Here is a 17,680-nt window from a genome sequence, read left to right as displayed (position 1 = left end):
TGTTCACCCTGTTCTGCCATCGCTGAGCCTATCGGCCATGAAGGCATCGGAGGATCCTGACCCTGGCACCGCCCACGAGCCGCTCCGTCCGCAGCAAGCCTGTCGTGCTGGCTCTCGCCGGCATCGCCGTCGTTGGCGGGGCTATGGCTGCCTGGCCGCATCTGCCGAGCGGAGATAGTGTCAACGCGGCTCTCCTGCAGGCCGAAGCCATCAGCGCTTCGGGCGCGGCTGGGAGTGGTTTTGCGACCATCGACGCGATGATCACCGGCTCGGTAGCTCTCATGCCCGGCGCCGACGGCGAGCGGCCGACTTCCACAGGCTTTGCCCGTGCCGCCGATGCGCTTGCAGCCAAGGACTATGCCGCAGCCTACCGTCTCGCCTCTGGTCTCCCATCCAAGGCGGAACGCCTCGCGATCCAGTGGGCCGCGATCTATTATGGCGGCGCCGATTTTGGCCGCTCGGCGGTCTCGGGCTTCCTTGCCGATCCTGACGGCTTCCCCGTCGCAACGGTGTTTCAGACACGGCTTGAGCAGGCGCTGCTGCGCGAAAAACCAGACACAAAAACCGTAATCACGGTACTGGGCGGCGCCATGCCGACCACGCTGGCAGCCCAGATTGCCCTTGCCGAAGCCTATATCGCCGATGGCCAGAAAGACCGCGCCGGCCGCATCGCCCGCACGATCTGGACCGGCAACTTCCTCGATGCCGACGAGGAAAAACTCGTGCGCGCGCGCCTGGGCTCGCTGCTGACTGCGGAGATGCACTGGGACCGCGCCGTCTATCTGATGATGCATGACCGGGCGAGCGCCGTCGAACGCATCATGAGCGAGCTCTCCCCCGCCCAGCGGACACTCGCGACTGCCCGTAACGCCGTCTCGCGCAATGGCAAGGATGCCAAGAAGCTGCTCGATTCGGTCGATCCATCCCTCACCAAACATCCCGTCTTCCTCTTCTCCCGCGCCCAGCGAGCGCGCCAGTTCGAGCTCTGGGACGATGCCATCGCCTTTCTCGATCGCGCCGGAGCCGAGGTCCCGGAGTCGGCCGAATGGTGGTATGAGCGGCGGCTTCTGACCCGCCAGCTCCTTGCCCTCGGAGATCCGGAGCGCGCCTATAAGGCCGCCGCCGGCTATACCGAGGGTCCCGATGGGCGGCTCGTGGATGCCCAGTTCCACGCCGGCTGGATCGCCCTGAGCTTCCTCAAGGATGCCCCCCGCGCCGCCCGGCACTTCGCCGAGATGGCGCGGCACGCCACCCTGCCCGACACGGTGACGCAGTCGCATTACTGGCTTGCGCGGGCCGAAAAGGCGGCCGGCAACAATGACGCCGCCACTGCGGCACTCGATAAAGCTGCCGGCTATACCACTGTCTTTTATGGACAATTGGCCCGCGACGAGTTGGGCAAGCGACCCGTCGAGCTGCGGCCGATGCCCGATGTCGCCAGTGCCAGCGCATTTTTCGAAGCGACGGACCGTGCGCGTGCCGTGCGCCTACTTGCCGGCGCCGGCCAGATATCGGCGGCCACGATCCTGCTGCGCGGCATTGCCATGTCCCTCGAGGATGCGGGGCAACTGGCCGCCGCAGCGCGCATGGCGCAGTCGCTCGGCGCTCATAATCTTGCGATCCAGATCGCCGAGACCGCCGAAGGCCGCGGCATGCCGCTCGATCTCTTCAGCTTCCCGCGAGATGGCCTGCCCACTGCCCGCCTCGCCGAGATCGATCACGCCGCCGTCTATGCCGTGACGCGGCAGGAAAGCCGCTTCCAGCTCGACGCCATTTCGGTCGCCGGCGCCCGGGGGCTGATGCAGCTCATGCCCGGCACGGCGCGCGAGACGGCCAAGAAGGTGGGCGAGAGCTATTCCGCTCAGCGACTGACGTCGGATGGCGCCTATAACGCGCTGTTGGGCTCCACTTACCTTGCCGATCAGTTGCGCCGTTTCGATGGCTCGCTGCTTCTGGCCGCCGCTGCCTACAATGCCGGGGCCGGCAACGTGAACAAGTGGATCGCCGCTTATGGCGACCCGCGAAAGGATAATGTCGATCCCGTCGTGTGGATCGAGCTGATCCCCTTCCTTGAAACCCGGCGCTATGTGCAGCGGGTTCTGGGCAATTATCTCGTCTATCGCGCGAGGTTAGGCGACGAAGTTCCCCCGCTTACCGCTGCCCTGCGACGCCTGCCGGGCTGAGAGCCCGATTGCCAGACGCGCAGGGTCTGCTATGGCTCTGGCCATGCTCAAAGCCCGCGCGGTTCCTCCTGACCTGCCTGCATTCGCGCCCTTGCCGGTGCAACGCATTGCGATGCTCGACCCACGCCAGACGATGTCTGTGCACGTCTCCGGCAGGCTCGACGGGGGTCAGATACCCCTTGTCTGCATCTCGGGCTTTCACCGGAATATGTCGGACTTCACCGAGTTTCTCGGCATTTTTCGGCGGAGTGCCGGACCGTCATCGCCGATAATCCTCATCGACCTGCCGGGGCGCGGGCGATCGAGCGACCGCCGACATTTCAGCGAGTATACTTCGCCGGCCGATGCGCGCGACCTTGCGACGGCGCTGACGGCACTGGCGATAGAACGCGCCCTATTTCTGGGCCAGGGACATGGTGGCCAGGTGGTCATGGCACTGGCCGGAGCGCGCCCAACCCTGGTCGCCGGTGCGATCCTGATCGATGCAGGCCCTGTCGCAGCCCCGCGCGGGCTTGTGCGCCTGCGCAGCAACCTGCGCGATCTCGAAGGGCTGCGGAGCGAAGCCGGCCTTCGCTCGATGTTCCGCCGCATGCTCGGCGCCGACTATCCGGGCCAACCGGACCCGGTTCTGGACAGGCTGGCCGGGCGCACCCATTATCTGGACAAGCGCAGGAAGGTCCGGGCCCTGTTTGACCCGGCCCTGTTGAAATTCCTCGATCAATTCGAGTTCGACGACGTCTTTGAAGCGCAATGGCCGCTGTTCCATGGCCTCGACCACGCCCCGCTGATGCTGATGCGGACCCAGCTGACGGATCTTCTGCATCGTGATGTGTTCGACGAAATGCTGCGGCGGCGTCCCGATGCCGAGGGTTTCGTCGTCGAGCAGCAAGCGACGCCGGCCCTGCTGTCGCACGCGCCAGACGTTGCCAACATCCTTGAGTTCTATTCCCGGATAGCGACGGCCTGACGCGGATCAGCCCTGCCGCCGGCGCCGCGGGGCCGCACCCTCGACGGCCAGCATGGCTGCAAGTTCGGCGTCCTCATGCTCGGACGCGGTTTCAGACCGAACAGTCGGGTCAACTGTGCCGTCTTGGACCGGCTCTTGCTCCAGAGAGCCGGCATCGTCGGAATGAGCCGCCAGAACAGGACGGGCTTCGACTGCCGCACTTTCCAGAACAGCATCGAGCTCAGGCTCAAGCGCCTGAAATGCCGGCGCAATCTGCCCCTCGCGGCCCAGTTCGGCCAGAAGCTGATCGACCGGGGAGGGCTTGGCGGGATCCACTGCGCCCTCGCCGGGCGCTTTCACCACGTCCAACCGGGCGTCGTCATCTGCGATGATCCGCTCGCTGGCAAGATCGGCCTCGATGCTTCCGAACAGCGAGCCGACGCTGCGCGCGGGCAGTCGCGGCACGGCGGAACCGGGCAGTTCGGATGGCCGACTCGATGCCTCATCAGCGCCAATTTCAGCGGGCGCGGCCAGCGTCGCGGTAGGGTCTGCGGCTTGAGGCGCCGACGAATGCCCCTGCCCTTCGTCCGGCCGCTCTGCCTCGGCGGCGGGGGCCGCATTGGACTGGGGCATCGCGGCCCATGCGAAAAGCCGGCGCATCAGCAGTCCGACCACGGCACCCACCCCATAGGCCAGGGCGAGCAGAGCCGCCGTTTCAACAATGTGAGCAAGGTTGGACATCACTGCCTATGCTGGCCCACTGGCCTTCACCCGCGCCGGCCGCTTGGAGCACCCGCCCACCAGCCGGCCAGAACACCGATGGCGGCTGCGCCTGCGAGGTAAGGCCAATACACCCCGGCAAGATAGGCCAGCGATTGCAGCGACGGGACCATGCTAGCGGTTGTCCTCAAGAATCTTGAATTCAATGCGTCGATTGCGCTGCTTGCCGGCAGCCGTGTCGTTGTCGGCAATGGGCAAGCTCTCGCCATAACCCAGAGCGTAGAGACGATCGAGCGCGACGCCGCGATCCATCAGCGCGAAGACAACCGCTTCGGCCCGCGCGACCGACAGAGCCAGATTGAGATCGTCGGCGCCGTCGGCATCAGTATGGCCTTCGACATGGACGATGGCGCCCGGACAATGGGCGATATAGCCGGCAAGCTCGTCGATGACGGGAAGCGATTCGTCGGTCAGCGCATCCGAGCCTGAGCGGAAGAGGATGGCGTTGCGCGACGCCAGAGCATCGACCTCGGCCTGGCACTGGGCCAGCAGCGCCGCGCCATCGACCGAGGGCGTCTCCTGCGCGTCGACGCCGGTGGTGGGCGCCAAAGCAAGCTGCGGGCTGGGTGCCTCGACCGGAGCGGTGGTGACGGGAGCCTCGGGCTCGGCGCGATCCTCGGCTGCGACGGTCTCAGCCTCGGGTGGATCGACCGGATCGGTAGCGGCAGCCTCCGCTTCTGTGGCAGCGGGCTCAGGCGGCGAGGCCGCTTCGGGAACGGCAATTTGGCTTTCAGGAACAGAGGCTTGCGGCGCCTCCGGTATGGTGATCGCCTGCGTCCAGCCGGCGGCGCCCTGGGCACTGCGGGACAAAGCCGCCTCAATCCGCGCTGTATCGGTTTGGGCCGCAGCATTGCCCGAAAGTGACCAACGGGTGCCATCAAAGCTCAGCGTGCCGGTTTCGAGCGCTGCGAGCGCGTCGAGCCCAGCGAGCACGTCGGCCACGAAGCCTGATGGTTCGCCGGTGGCGATAACCGTTCGATCGACGGCCGCTTCGCCGGCCTTGATCATGACCATGCGGCGCAGATCGTCGCTAAGGAGGTGGCCGGACAGGGTCGTGATGCCGTCGGCGGCACGGACAGCCAGGAAGGTGTAGGGGTTGGCAACCGGTGGAAGATCCTGAGCCTCCACGGAAAATTGCCAGCTGGTGTCGCTCAAGCGCGCCGACAGGGTCTCACGCGCGGCATCTCGGGCAGCGCTTGTGGCGGCTACACCGGTGAGGGACCAGACGCCATTCTCAAAGCGCAACACACCCTCGGAGATGTCGGCCAGCGCGTCGAGCCCGGCCAAGGCATCGGCGGCAAAGCCGGTGGGCGCGCCCGGATGGATCACGGTCTCATCGCTCGCGCCGTCGGCTCGCAACGCGACGAGCGACTGGAACGAGGTGCTGGGGGAAAAACCATCCAACCTGAGGGCCCCGCTCGCTTCTTTTTCGGCCTGCCACCGGAATGGCTCGGTCGAGGACGGCGCGGCGGTGGGCTCGGCGGCGGTCAGCGCTGCGTTGTACTGCCAGCCTTGGGCGATGAGATCATTGACGGCGAGGTAGCGACGGAGCGTGACCTCGGCGGTGGGGTTGGCGACCGTGCCGCTGACCTGCCAGCGGGTGCCATCAAAGGCAATCCGGCCGCTGGCGAGGTTGGGCAGCATCTCGGCGGCATGGGCGACAGAGGCGGCGAACTGAGCGGGAGCACCATCGGCGATGCGGCTCGTGTCGCTGTCAACGCCTTGAAATTGCGAGGCAATCGCGGCGCGCTCGGACGGTGACGCGGTGTAGCCACTGAGCGTTACGGTGCCATCGGCGGTCTTGTCGACCGACCAGGTGTAGGGGGCGACGATTGCGGGCTTTATGTCGGCGGAAACCATGGTGACAGACTGGGTGCTGCCGCCAAGCATGGCTTGGAGCGCATCGTAGTCAGCCGGGCCCGAAGCGCGGCCGAAGACGGTAAGCCCTTGGCTATCAACAGTAACTTCTCCCTCCGACAGCCGCGAGAGGACGGCAAGGGCGAAGTCGAGCGACGCGGCGAAGCTCGTGGGCGCGCCGCGGGCGAGACTGACGGAGGCGACATCGGCCGCATCGGTCTGCGCCAGCCTTGAGCGGGTCGCCTCATCGGGGACAGAACCGATAAAGCTCAGCCCGGCCAAGTCCTTGGTGGCGGTGAGGCGATAATCGGCGACGCGGGGAGGCTCGAGGGTGAGGTCGGCATCGATCGTGGCCATGGCCTCGGTGACGAGAGCGGCGATGCCGGGATCGGGCGGCGCGCCGCGCAGGGAGACGAGAGCGCCGGAAATGCGGGCCTCGCCATATTCGAGCATGGCGAGATTTTCGAGCGCCACCAACGCCTTGGGCATGAAGCCCTCAGGGGCTCCAGACGCGAGTTGGAGCGCCGGGCCGACCGTGACGCCTTCAACGGCAGCAATGCTGGCGATGGCGCGATTGTCGGGCGCGACGCCTGTGACGGCGATTGTCGTTCCGTCTTTTTTCGCAATGATTTCAAAGGGATCGGCGAGTGGCGGCTCGATATTGGCGCGCAGGATGGTGAGACCGTCGGGCGGCCCCTGACGGCGCAACTCGGCAAGCGCGGCAAAATCCTCCTGCGAGGCTGCGCGACCCTCGATCTCCAGGGAGAGATCTTCGGCGTTCACCACGCCCCTGTCGAGATGGGAGAGGATGGTGATGGTGTAGTCGACGAGCGAGAGGAAGCTCGTGCGGTCCGGCGCGCCGGAGAGAAGTTCCAGCTGATCGTCAGCGTCGGGGAGACGTTCGGCGATGAGCGCGCGAACCGCTTCATCGGGAATGCCGCCCTCCAATGTTACAGCATCGCCGTCGCGGCGGGCAGAAAAGGGAAAAGGGCTTGCAAATTCAGCGAGAACCGTCGCGTTTTCGACGGTCCGGACGCCGGGAAGCCCGGAAACCTGGGCGACGAGGGCGTCTATGGCGGCCTTGTCGGTTGCGGTGCCGGTGACGACGACATCGCGCAGGTCGGCATCAATGCGGGCCCATGAAAACTCAGGCTTTTCAACGAGATCGGCGGCGCTTGCAGCGATGCCGGAGGCGATGTCGGCGCCGGTTGAGGTGATGGCCAGCGCGGTGCCGCCCGAAACGACCAGGAGACCGGGGAGAACAAGGCCAAGCAGCGCGCGATTCATAAAATTTTCCGTTTCGTGCAGGTCCGGCCAGCCATAGCAACTCGCGCCGCCAAGGGCCAGAAGGCACATGTCTTCACGCCAAATTCTGGCAAAATCGGCACAGTTCACGTGCCACACGCGTGAATTTCGATGCGTTCATGTGGTGGCGAAACGTGATTCGCTAGATGTCAAAAGAAAAGGGCCCGGCGCGAGCCGGACCCCTTCCCAAACCCTGGCAGGCAAGCCTGCCGGATGCCGAACCTTACTGGAAGGACTTGGCAGCCTTGAAGGTCGCACGGTAGGCTTCGACCGAGTTGACTTCGCCCTTGATCGAGGCGGTGTAACCACCACCCGGAGCCCAAGCGGCTTCGAGCGAGCCGTAGTAGATCGAGTCGGTGTCGGCCTGGCCGGTGACGGCGAAGCCGCCATCGTTGAAGTAGCCACCGACTTCACCGGTCAGCTTGATCGACTCGGTGACCGAGGCGACGAGCTGGGCAGCAACGTGGTACGTGTCAGCCTCGGCGGCAACGACGTTCTCGTTATGAGCCCAACGGCCAAGCAGGTTGATACCGACGGTATCCGTGACCGTGAAGGCCGCCGACAGGGCAACGCCATACTGCTCATCGACGGCATCGCCATCGGCATAATCAAACGCGGCAGCGAGCTTGAAGATGTCGAAGGTAGCTTCGGCGGACACGAGGGCGTTCCAGACAGCGTCGTCTGCGCCAGTGGAAGCAAGGTCGCTCTCGTAGCCGAAGGCGCCACGAACGCGGAAGTTGTCGAACGTGCCAGTCGCGCCGGCATGGACGAAGTAGTTGTTCACGTCGGCATCGAGGACGCCGAAGGCACCGCCGGTGACGTGAGCGGTCACGCCGTCACCCTTGTAGTTGATCACGCCGAGCAGCGTGCCAGCATTGGCAGCGTTGTTCGAAGCGGTCATCGAGGGCGCGACTGCGTACTGGCTGTTGTCGATGTTTTCGAGAGCAGCACCGACCGAGAAGCCATTGCCGAGATCGGACACGACCTGGATGGCAGCGCCACCGAAGCGGAGGTCATCCTTGCCGCCTTCGATCAACACGCCCGAACCGGTGACGGTCGAGGAGTGGAAAGGCTGCACGAGGGTGAACGCCGCATCGTCATCAACATTGGCGATCGAGCCGTTGATGCCGTGACGACGAAGACCGGCCATGATGACGGTCGAGTCACCGATCGAGACATAAGCCTCGTCCAGCTCGAGCGGGAGGTTGTCGCCCCAGCCGAGCGAACCCTCAAAATCCTGGGGGCCAGCGCGCCAGCCTTCATAGGAATCGTTGGGATCGAAAACGGTGACTTCGTTACGAACACGGGTGTGCTGGTACTGACGGAAGCCGATGATGGCCTTGGCAGTGCCGAAATCCGAAGCGGCAGCAGCGGTCAGCTTCAGCCAAGCTTCGACGCGGTTGTCCCAATCGAGACCGAGGTCAGCATCCTCGTCGAAGTCCGGGCCATCATCGCCAAGATAGCGCGAGCCACCGGTGATGACGTTGGTGTTGCCGCGGCCGATATTGCCGAAATAAACGGTGGTATCCCCGCCGTAGTCGCCCCAGGTGAATTCGTAGGAGACGCCGCCGGTGATCGACAGGCAGTTGCTGTCGGACGAGAGGGTCAGGCCGGAGATGCCGAGGGCATCGCAGACGTCGAGCGAGGTGAGAACGCCCAGATCAGCTGCGAAGGCGCCGGTCGAGAGACCCGCGGCAGCCACAGAACCCAGAAGAAGGCTCCGAATCTTCATAATTGACCTCCAAAGTCAGTCATTCTCTGTGCCGGCTGGGCCGGCGGTTTGCCGTAACGCGACCATACCTTTTAACCGGTATGTGTTGTCGTCGCGTCGCGACCGACAAACGATCCCATGCATGGATTCGCAAGACCAACCATACGCACCCCAGCGCCCTTCGCAACCGGGCAAAGCGGGTTTGCAGGCGCCGGCGTCTTGGTTCCGACATGGTTGTTGCAGATTCAGCACACAGCCTGAAACCGGCTGTTAAGGGGGGTTAAGCAGCCGTTAACACCCGGCCCCGCTGGGATTTTCCGCGATGTCGCCATGATTTGGGCGCGATGGCGCCTTGGCGCGTCGAGGGATGGTTACGATGAGCATGGGGGTGGGAGGGGGGAATCGAGGGGGTGGTGGGTTGGCCCGGTCATTGTGCCGGTGTCAGTCCGGCGACTGGAGGATTCCCGTTTGTAGGGCGCTCATTCTGCGGGTCGTGTGTCTGAAAACTGGATTCTGGCTTTCGCCGCAATGACGTTGGGGGTGAATGCGGGAATGACGCCGGGGGGGGTCACGGGAATGACGCCTTGGGTGGGGAAAGGCGTGAAAGGCTTGAGATCGCGCGAGCGGCAAGGCCCCCTCACCCGGCCTTCGGCCGACCTCACGCCATTCGAGCGCAGCTCTCATGGCCTTCTCGGCTTCAATCCGTCCACTGGACGGATTGTCCGGCTGCGCCGTCGCCTCGAAGCCCCCAAAGGGAGAGGTTAAGGGTCCGGGCGTCGATCTGGCGCCGTTTCAGAGGTTTTTTCACCACCTCTCCCTTGGGGGGAGAGGTTAAGGGAGGGGGAAGCCGGCGCCGGTTTCAGCCAGTGGGCGCGAGGTTATAAAAGCGGGTGGCGTTGCGGGAGAAGAGGGCCTCGCGGTTGGCGTCGCTTTCGCCCGCGGTGATCTCGAGGCAGGCTTGGACCCAGCGGGTGAGGTTGGCGGAGAGGCAGACGACGGGGTGGTCGGAGCCCCAGACGACGCGATTCCAGCCGAAACTCTCGATGCAGTGTTCGACATAGGGGCGCAGGTCGGCGACGGTCCAGCGCTCATGGGTGTTGGCGAGAATGCCCGAGATCTTGCAGGTGAGGTTGGGCTCGCGCGCGATTTCGGCGATGGCCGAGCGCCAGGGTTCGATCTCCCCCTCCCCCACGCGCGGATTGCCGCAATGATCGAGGATGAAGCTGACCTGCGGCAGGGCGCGGACGAGATCGCGCGCCACGGGCAGCTGGTGGCCCTTGACGCAGATATCGAAGCTCATGCCGTGACCGGGCAGGCGCGCGAGATTTTCGCGAAAGAGCGGAGAGCGGGAGAGATCGTCGGGCTCGCCCTGCAACAGCCGGCGAATGCCCCTCACCCCGCCCAGGGCCGCGTAGCGCTCGAGCATTAGCGGGAAATCGGGCGATTCGGGGCGGGCGCTGGCGATGGCACCGGCAATGCCGGGAAGGCCGAGGACGAAGGCGGTCTCGGCTTCCATCTCGTCGGGCGCGACATCGACTTCCATATGGAGCGCCGAAACGATGCCGAGCCCCCTCGCCTCGGCCCAATAGGCTTCGACCGACCAGGGCTTGTCGATTTCGGGTACGCCGCGCATCCAGGGGTAGGAGAAGCGGTCGGGATAGACGAGGTGCAGATGGGTATCGACGATGCGCAAGATGGCTTCCCCTCTTTAGTCGTATACTAGCATATGAGTTGATACTTGCCGAGCCGCGGCGCTTCTGTGTAGGAAACGGCCGAATACGCGTTCTGGCACAACCCTAATAGAGCGGAGCCGAAATGGGCAGTCTCTCGGGCAAGGTGGCCCTCATCACCGCAGCGGCACAAGGCATCGGTCGGGCATCGGTGGAGGCCTTCGCGCGCGCCGGAGCGCGGGTGATCGCGACCGACATCAATGCCGAAAAGCTCGCCGAGCTCGAGGGCATGGACGGGGTGACGACGCGGGTGCTGAACGTGCTCGATACCAACGCGGTGAACGCGGCGGTGGCCGAGATCGGGCGGATCGACGTGCTCTTCAACTGCGCGGGCGTGGTGCATAACGGCACGATCCTCGAAAGCACCGACGATGAGCTCGAATTCGCGCTCGACCTCAACCTCAAGGCGCAGGTGCGCACCATCAAGGCCGTGCTGCCCGGCATGCTGGAGCGCGGCGACGGCGCCATCATCAACATGTCGACGGTGGCCTCGAGCGTGAAGGGCGTGCCCAACCGCTTCGTCTACTCGGCGTCCAAGGCGGCGGTGATCGGGCTGACGAAATCGGTGGCGGCGGACTTCGTGGCGCGCGGCATCCGCTGCAATGCCATCGCGCCGGGTACTGTGGATTCGCCCTCGCTGCAGGAGCGGCTGAAGGCGACCGGAGACTATGACGCGGCGCGCAAGGCGTTCATCGCGCGCCAGCCGATCGGGCGCATCGGTTCGCCCGAAGAGGTGGCCGAACTGGCGCTCTATCTGGCCGGAGCGACCTATACCACCGGACAGGTGCATGTGATCGATGGCGGCTGGACCGCCTAACGCTTGCCACCGCGCCGGCCGGGTTGCGGCCATAAAGATTTGACGGGGTTTCGCCCGTTTTGGCGCCGCCGGCACATCCGGCGGCGTTTGCGTTTCTTCGGGTCCGCGTCGTGGCAATGCAACGAGAGTGCGGCGGAACGCCAAAAGTTGATCACGAGGCGACAGATTTGATGCGGAACAGGTGACTCCCCCTGACGTTTCCACCCCGAAGCCCGAGCGCAAGGCCCGGGCCGAAGATGACAATCCTGATCAAAAGGAGATGCATGATGGGTGAGGACCGCTGGACGGATGACGAGCGCCGCTACTGGGATCGCAATCGGCAGGCAGGCCGCAGCGACAGCTGGCGCGGAGAGCAGGGCGGCATCGGCCGCGACCAGGGCCGCGGCGCGCATAATGATCGCGGCATGAGCAGCCGGGGCCGCTTCGACGAGGATTACGGACAGGGCGGCGGACGGTTCGCCGCATCGCAGGACGGCTATTCCGCCAATCGCGACTGGCGCGGCGGGGACAATCGGGACGCCTATGGCGATGCCGATTATCGTGGCGATTCGGGCTGGCGCAGCGATGGTTCGCGCCAGAGCCAGGGCGGTTATGATCGCGACCAGCGTGGCTATGGCCAGGGCGGCTCGCAATATGGATCGAGCTTTGCCGGCAATCAGCGGCAGGGCCGCTCGTTCCAGGGCTCGATGCCGTCGCGCTCGGGCGAAGGCTATCGCTACCAGTCGGGCGGGTATGGCGCGTCCAATGGCAATCGTGACTATCGCGGCTATGGCGACGACGACCGCAACTGGCTCGACAAGGCCGGCGACGAGGTTGCCTCGTGGTTCGGCGATGACGACGCGGCGCGCCGTCGCGAGATGGACAAGGGTCATTCGGGCAAGGGCCCCAAGGGCTATGCCCGGTCGGATGACCGCATCCGCGAGGATATCAACGACCGGCTGACCTATGACCGGCACATCGATGCCTCCAACATCTCGGTGGAGGTGAAGGATGGCGAGGTGACCCTTTCGGGCACCATTGGCGATCGCGCCGACAAGCGCCATGCCGAGGATATCGCCGAGGGCATTTCGGGGGTGAAGCACGTGCAGAACAATCTGCGCGTCGCCCAGCCGACCCGGCCCGGCGAGAGCGTGGCTGCGGCCGGCGAACGCTCCAACAGCACCACCGGCTCCTATGTCGCCTCTGGCGGCGTTGCGGCGGGCCTCGGCGGCAGCACCGCCTCGCCCAATGGCACCGCCACGTCGCGGACGCAGTAGCCGGTTTCACGAACCAGTTCGTCGCTGGTAGAAAGGGCCCGCTTCGGTGGGCCCTTTTTCGTGCGCTGCATGCAAGTGGCCTTGCGGCGCGGCGGGCGAGGGTCTAGATCTGGGTCATATGTCGTATATGAGAATGCGCGAATATGATGCATATGGATGTCGCCGAGATGGAAGGCAATGCCGAGGAGGCGTCGCGGCTGCTGACGGCCATGGCCAATCCCAAGCGGCTGCTGATCCTGTGCAATCTCATCGAGCGCGAAATGAATGTTACTGAGCTGGGGGAGCGGGTGGGGCTGGGGCAGTCGCCGCTGTCGCAGCACCTCTCCAAGCTCCGGGCCTGGAAGTTCGTCAAGACGCGGCGGGATGGGCAGCAGGTCTATTACAGCGTAGCGTCGGACGCGGTGCGCCGAGTGCTCGAAACGCTCTATGGCATCTATTGCAGCAAGGATGCGGCATGACGGCGTTCTGGGACGAAAAGTTCAGCCGGGGCGGTTATTATTTCGGCGAGGCGCCCAATGCGTTTCTGGCGAGCCAGAAACACAGGCTGCCCGCCTCGGGAACGGCTCTGGCGATCGCCGATGGCGAAGGCCGCAACGGGGTGTGGCTGGCCGAACAGGGCCTTGCGGTGACGGCGATCGATTCCTCGAGCATCGGGCTGGGCAAGGCCGAGGACCTGGCGCGCCGCCGCGGGGTGAGCATCACGACGGAGCTCACCGATATCGCCGATTACGGCTGGCCGCCCGAGCGGTTCGATGTCGTGGCGGGCATTTTCTTCCAGTTCGCGCCCCCTGCCCTGCGCGGCGCGATCTTTGCCGGCATCAAGCGCACAGTGAAGCCGGGCGGGCTCGTGCTGATCGAGGGCTATCGGCCCGAGCAGCTCGCGTATCGCACCGGTGGGCCGCCGCAGATCGAGCATCTTTATACGCGCGAACTGCTGATGGCGGCGTTCGGGGATTTCGAGATCCTCGCGCTTTCGGCCCATGACAGCGAGATCTTCGAGGGCAGCGGCCATGCCGGGCGTTCGGCGCTGATCGACCTCGTGGCGCGACGGCCCACACTGGCTTCGGGCTGAGGCAAAGCGTCACCTGCGGCGCTTGGCGGTCTGGCTTGTGGGCAAGATTGCGCCTAGGTTGCGCTCAGTCGAGCGGAAGACGTTGGGCCTTCCGCGGCGCACAAACATCGGAGGTGACCATGGATTTCGGCATGACGGCTGAAATGCTGGCACGCATCCAGTTTGCCTTTACCGTCTCGTTCCACTTCATCTTCCCCGCCTTTTCGATCGGCACGGCCAGCTACCTCGCCGTGCTGAACGGGCTGTGGCTGTGGAAGCGCGACCCCGCCTATCTCAAGCTCTTCGAATACTGGAAGACGATCTTTGCCGTGACGTTCGGCATGGGTGTCGTCTCGGGCATCGTCATGAGCTACCAGTTCGGCACCAACTGGTCGGTGTTTTCCGAGCGCGCCGGCCCGGTGATCGGGCCGCTGATGGGCTATGAGGTGCTGACGGCCTTCTTCCTCGAAGCCGGCTTCCTCGGCATCGCGCTCTTCGGGCGCAGGCGCGTCGGCGATGCACTGCACATGGTGGCGGTGGTGGTGGTGGCCATCGGCACGCTGATTTCGGCGACCTGGATCCTCTCGGTCAACAGCTGGATGCACACCCCGCAGGGGTTCAGCATCGATGCCAATGGCGTGTTCATCCCCGAGGACTGGTGGGCGATCGTCTTCAACCCCTCCTTCCCCTACCGGCTGACCCACACGGTGCTCGCCGCCTTCCTCACCACGGCCTTCGTGGTGGGCGCGGTGGGTGCGTGGCACTTGCTCAAGGATCGGGAGAACCGGCAGGCGCGCATCATGTTCTCGATGGCGATGTGGATGGCTGCCATCGTGACGCCGCTGCAGATCGTGGCCGGCGACATGCACGGGCTCAACACGCTCGAGCACCAGCCGGCCAAGATCGCGGCGATGGAAGGGCATTTCGAAAGCCACCCCGATGGCGCGCCGCTGATTCTCTTCGGCATTCCCAACGAGGCCGAGCAGCGGGTGGATCTTGCCATCGAGATCCCCAAGCTCTCCTCGCTGATTTTGAAGCACGATCTTAACGCGCCGCTCCAGGGGCTAGACGCCTTCCCCGCCGACGAGCGGCCGCCGGTGATGATCCCGTTCTTTGCCTTCCGCATCATGGTGGGCATCGGCTTCCTGATGCTGGGCGTGGGGCTGTGGTCGCTGTGGGCGCGGTGGCGCAAGACGCTTTTCACCAACCCCTGGCTGCATCGGGCGGCGATCGCCATGGGGCCATCGGGCTTCGTGGCGGTGCTGGCCGGCTGGTTCACCACCGAGGTCGGCCGGCAGCCCTTCACGGTTTATGGGCTGATGCGGACCTCGGAAAGCCTGTCGCCGGTGGCGGCGCCGGCTGTGGGCGCATCGCTCGTGGCGTTCGTGGTGGTCTATTTCCTCGTCTTCGGGGCGGGCGTCTTCTACCTCTTCCGGCTCTTCCGCCGGCCGCCGATCCTCGATGAGGACCACGAACTCGACAAGGGGCCGCACCGGGCCGCCGGCATTGCGCCGGGCCCGGCGCAGGAGGAACCGATCCGCGCGGGAGGTGCCGGTGCCAATTGACCTGCCGACGATCTGGGCCGCGATCATCGCCTTTGCGGTGCTCGCCTATGTGGTGCTCGACGGGTTCGACCTGGGCGTGGGCATCCTGTTCCCGCTCTTTCCCAAGCGGCACGACCGCGACGTGATGACCAATTCCATAGCGCCGGTGTGGGACGGCAACGAAACCTGGCTGGTGCTGGGCGGCGGCGGGCTGCTGGCGGTGTTTCCGGTGGTCTATGCCACCGTGCTGCCGGCGCTTTACATGCCGATTATCCTGATGCTCTTGGGGCTGGTGTTCCGCGGGGTGGCCTTCGAGTTCCGCTGGCGCACGGCGCGCGGCTCGATCTACTGGGATGTGGGGTTCTGGCTGGGCTCGACCATCGCCGGCTTCATGCAGGGCATTGCGCTCGGGGCCCTGGTGCAGGGCATCGAGATCACCGACCGGGCCTATGCGGGCGGGTGGTGGGACTGGCTGACCCCCTTCACCCTCGTGACCGGGGTGGCGGTGACCATCGGCTACGCACTTCTGGGTGCCACCTGGCTCAACCTCAAGACCAGCGGGGACTTACAGGCGCGCGCCCGCAGGCTCGCCATGGTCACCGGCGCAGCGACGCTTGGGCTGATCGGGGTGGTGAGCCTCTGGAGCCCGTTCCTCAACGACAATTATTTCGGACGCTGGTTCGGCTGGCCGACGGCGTTTTTCTCGGCCTTCGTGCCGACGTTGCTCGCCGGCTGCGCCTTTGCGCTGTGGCACGGGCTGACGACGGATAAGCATCTCCAGCCGTTTCTGGCGGCGCTGGGACTCTTCGTCCTCAGTTTCATCGGCATCGGGATCAGTTTTTATCCCTATATCGTGCCGGGGGCGCTGACGATCGCGGAGGCGGCGGCGCCCGAAAGCTCGCTGATGTTCCTGCTCGTGGGCGCGGTGGTGCTGGTGCCGATGATCCTGGCCTACACCGGCTATGCCTATTGGGTGTTCCGCGGCAAGATCGACCCCGAAGAGGGCTATCACTGATGGCAGCCCCGAAGCCCGTGCAGCAGGTGATGTGGTTCATCGCGCTTTGGCTGGGCGGGGTGGCCTGCGTGACGGTGGTGGGGCTCGCGATACGCGCCGTGCTGATGCCGTAGGCGGAAACGGGAGCCAAGCGGGCCGCGCTGCGTTGGGAAGCAAAGCACTGGAGGCCCGATATGAACCGCTCGCTCGTCATCGCCCTTGCCACGGGCATCGTCATCGCCCTCGTGATCGGGCTCATGCTCTCGATGCGGGCCGGGAATGACAACTATCCCGACCGCCCCGGCGTCGGCACCAATCCCGATGCCATGAGGGTGGCGCCCGACCAGCCGGCCCCGGCCAACGCCCTGCCGGCCGCTCCGGCCAATGCCCCCGCCGCGCCCGCCAATGGCGGCTGATCGGAACCGGGCGGGCGACGGCATCGTTTCTCTCCCCGCAACCGGGGGATGACCGATGCCGCGCCGCACCTTCTGGAAGGGATATCTCAAGCTCTCGCTCGTCACCTGTCCGGTGACGATGACGCCGGCCACCACCGAAAGCGAGCGCGTGCGCTTCCACACGCTCAACCGCCAGACCGGCAACCGGGTGATGAGCCAGTATGTCGACGCGGTCTCCGGCAAGGCCGTGAAGGAAGAGGACGAGGTGAAGGGCTATCCGCGCGGGGAGGACGATTTCGTCATCCTCGAGGATGAGGAGCTCGACGCCCTGGCGCTCGAAAGCACCCGCACCATCGATATCGAAACCTTCGTGCCACGCGCCGAGATCGGCTGGCTCTGGTACGACAAGCCGCATTATCTCGCCCCCGACGACAAGATCGGCGAGGAGGCGTTTGGCGTGATCCGCGAGGCGATGGCGGCGACCGGCACGGTGGGGATCGCGCGGCTCGTGCTCTATCGGCGCGAACATGCCGTGATGCTCGAGCCGCGCGGCAAGGGCATCGTGGTGTGGACGCTGCGCGGGGGCGAGGAGGTGCGGGCCGAGAAGGACTATTTCGGCGGGCTGGGCAAGGCCAGGCCAGACGCCAAACTCCTCAAGCTCGTGACGACGCTGATCGACGAGCGGACCAAGGACTGGGACGAAAAGATGGTCGATGACCCGGTGCAGGACCGGCTGGTCGAGATCATCGAAATGAAGAAAAAGGGCAAGAAGCCTGCGCGCAAGAAGGCCGAGGTGGCCGATGAGGCGCCTGCCGGCAATGTGATCTCGATCATGGATGCGCTCAAGCGCTCGATCGCGGCGGAGAAGAAGCGGTAGGGGGCGGTGGGCGCAGCGCAAGCGGCGAGGCACCCTCACCCGGCGCTCGCGCGCCGACCTCTCCCCCGAAGGGAGAGGTGAAGAGAGGCCTGAACCTCGTGCTTTAGGACGCGGCGTTTGCCGCTGCTCAGCATGAGGTTCTCCGGGACTTTAGACATAACCGACCTCATGCTGAGGAGCCCCGAAGGGGCGTCTCGAAGCACGAGGGCGGTGGGCGCAGAGCCTGGGGCAAGG

The 17,680-nt window shown here is 65.3% G+C and carries 14 protein-coding genes; 10 read left to right on the top strand and 4 right to left on the bottom strand.

Features of this window, described 5'->3' with window-relative positions; translation table 11 throughout:
- Positions 1 to 104: 104 nt before the first annotated feature.
- Positions 105 to 2,183 (top strand): lytic transglycosylase domain-containing protein, encoded by a 2,079-nt coding sequence (locus BT183_RS02075; RefSeq protein WP_143145618.1) that lies wholly within the window; start codon positions 105 to 107, stop codon positions 2,181 to 2,183.
- Positions 2,184 to 2,214: 31 nt separating this feature from the next.
- Positions 2,215 to 3,150, top strand: a complete 936-nt coding sequence (locus tag BT183_RS02070; protein ID WP_072338748.1) for an alpha/beta fold hydrolase — start codon at positions 2,215 to 2,217, stop codon at positions 3,148 to 3,150.
- Between the two features lie 6 nt (positions 3,151 to 3,156).
- Here BT183_RS02070 and BT183_RS02065 read toward each other — a convergent pair whose 3' ends face one another.
- The 4 genes from BT183_RS02065 to BT183_RS02050 all read right to left on the bottom strand — a co-directional run bounded on the left by BT183_RS02065 (position 3,157) and on the right by BT183_RS02050 (position 10,475).
- On the bottom strand, positions 3,157 to 3,870 hold the full coding sequence (locus tag BT183_RS02065; protein WP_072338747.1) for a hypothetical protein: 714 nt from the start codon (positions 3,868 to 3,870) through the stop codon (positions 3,157 to 3,159).
- A gap of 153 nt (positions 3,871 to 4,023) precedes the next feature.
- The gene (locus tag BT183_RS02060; RefSeq protein ID WP_177282354.1) at positions 4,024 to 7,053 is read right to left on the bottom strand and encodes an OmpA family protein; all 3,030 of its coding nucleotides are present in this window, start codon (positions 7,051 to 7,053) and stop codon (positions 4,024 to 4,026) included.
- Positions 7,054 to 7,294: 241 nt separating this feature from the next.
- Positions 7,295 to 8,803 carry a hypothetical protein gene (locus BT183_RS02055; RefSeq protein ID WP_143145617.1) on the bottom strand — a complete coding sequence of 503 codons (1,509 nt, stop codon included), beginning with the start codon at positions 8,801 to 8,803 and terminating at the stop codon, positions 7,295 to 7,297.
- An 838-nt stretch (positions 8,804 to 9,641) separates the two neighbouring features.
- Positions 9,642 to 10,475: an amidohydrolase family protein gene (locus BT183_RS02050; protein ID WP_072338744.1), complete on the bottom strand. Its 834-nt coding sequence runs from the start codon at positions 10,473 to 10,475 to the stop codon at positions 9,642 to 9,644.
- 122 nt (positions 10,476 to 10,597) lie between these two features.
- On the opposite strand from BT183_RS02050, the gene BT183_RS02045 reads away from it, so the two are divergent.
- From BT183_RS02045 to ku, 8 genes are all read left to right on the top strand, one after another.
- Complete coding sequence (locus BT183_RS02045) at positions 10,598 to 11,329, top strand: SDR family oxidoreductase (RefSeq protein ID WP_072338743.1); 732 nt, start codon at positions 10,598 to 10,600, stop codon at positions 11,327 to 11,329.
- A 266-nt stretch (positions 11,330 to 11,595) separates the two neighbouring features.
- On the top strand, positions 11,596 to 12,585 hold the full coding sequence (locus BT183_RS20975) for a BON domain-containing protein (protein WP_244545235.1): 990 nt from the start codon (positions 11,596 to 11,598) through the stop codon (positions 12,583 to 12,585).
- A gap of 143 nt (positions 12,586 to 12,728) precedes the next feature.
- The gene (locus tag BT183_RS02035) at positions 12,729 to 13,043 is read left to right on the top strand and encodes an ArsR/SmtB family transcription factor (RefSeq protein ID WP_072338741.1); all 315 of its coding nucleotides are present in this window, start codon (positions 12,729 to 12,731) and stop codon (positions 13,041 to 13,043) included.
- Positions 13,040 to 13,657, top strand: coding sequence for an SAM-dependent methyltransferase (locus BT183_RS02030; protein WP_072338740.1), 618 nt, complete (start codon positions 13,040 to 13,042; stop codon positions 13,655 to 13,657). The genes BT183_RS02035 and BT183_RS02030 overlap by 4 nt, the downstream gene beginning before the upstream one ends.
- 119 nt (positions 13,658 to 13,776) lie before the next feature.
- On the top strand, positions 13,777 to 15,201 hold the full coding sequence (locus BT183_RS02025; protein ID WP_084603190.1) for a cytochrome ubiquinol oxidase subunit I: 1,425 nt from the start codon (positions 13,777 to 13,779) through the stop codon (positions 15,199 to 15,201).
- On the top strand, positions 15,191 to 16,195 hold the full coding sequence (gene cydB, locus BT183_RS02020; protein ID WP_072341367.1) for a cytochrome d ubiquinol oxidase subunit II: 1,005 nt from the start codon (positions 15,191 to 15,193) through the stop codon (positions 16,193 to 16,195). The genes BT183_RS02025 and cydB overlap by 11 nt, the downstream gene beginning before the upstream one ends.
- Before the next feature lie 173 nt (positions 16,196 to 16,368).
- Complete coding sequence (locus BT183_RS20640) at positions 16,369 to 16,590, top strand: hypothetical protein (protein ID WP_072338738.1); 222 nt, start codon at positions 16,369 to 16,371, stop codon at positions 16,588 to 16,590.
- Between the two features lie 55 nt (positions 16,591 to 16,645).
- Positions 16,646 to 17,446 (top strand): non-homologous end joining protein Ku, encoded by an 801-nt coding sequence (gene ku, locus BT183_RS02010; protein WP_072338737.1) that lies wholly within the window; start codon positions 16,646 to 16,648, stop codon positions 17,444 to 17,446.
- Positions 17,447 to 17,680 lie beyond the last annotated feature (234 nt).

The organism is Devosia enhydra, from assembly GCF_900119845.1.
In the GTDB taxonomy this organism is placed as follows: domain Bacteria; phylum Pseudomonadota; class Alphaproteobacteria; order Rhizobiales; family Devosiaceae; genus FPKU01.
Note: the sequence above shows the minus strand (reverse complement) of the source record. Positions and strands in the feature narration are given on the sequence as shown.

Bases quoted from the DNA above. Each gene is read 5' to 3' on its own strand.
- BT183_RS02070 (WP_072338748.1), top strand. From the start codon at position 2,215: ATGGCTCTGGCCATGCTCAAAGCCCGCGCGGTTCCTCCTGACCTGCCT.
- BT183_RS02065 (WP_072338747.1), bottom strand. From the start codon at position 3,870: ATGTCCAACCTTGCTCACATTGTTGAAACGGCGGCTCTGCTCGCCCTG.
- BT183_RS02060 (WP_177282354.1), bottom strand. From the start codon at position 7,053: ATGAATCGCGCGCTGCTTGGCCTTGTTCTCCCCGGTCTCCTGGTCGTT.
- BT183_RS02055 (WP_143145617.1), bottom strand. From the start codon at position 8,803: ATGAAGATTCGGAGCCTTCTTCTGGGTTCTGTGGCTGCCGCGGGTCTC.
- BT183_RS02045 (WP_072338743.1), top strand. From the start codon at position 10,598: ATGGGCAGTCTCTCGGGCAAGGTGGCCCTCATCACCGCAGCGGCACAA.
- BT183_RS20975 (WP_244545235.1), top strand. From the start codon at position 11,596: ATGGGTGAGGACCGCTGGACGGATGACGAGCGCCGCTACTGGGATCGC.
- BT183_RS02035 (WP_072338741.1), top strand. From the start codon at position 12,729: ATGATGCATATGGATGTCGCCGAGATGGAAGGCAATGCCGAGGAGGCG.
- BT183_RS02030 (WP_072338740.1), top strand. From the start codon at position 13,040: ATGACGGCGTTCTGGGACGAAAAGTTCAGCCGGGGCGGTTATTATTTC.
- BT183_RS02025 (WP_084603190.1), top strand. From the start codon at position 13,777: ATGGATTTCGGCATGACGGCTGAAATGCTGGCACGCATCCAGTTTGCC.
- BT183_RS20640 (WP_072338738.1), top strand. From the start codon at position 16,369: ATGAACCGCTCGCTCGTCATCGCCCTTGCCACGGGCATCGTCATCGCC.
- ku (WP_072338737.1), top strand. From the start codon at position 16,646: ATGCCGCGCCGCACCTTCTGGAAGGGATATCTCAAGCTCTCGCTCGTC.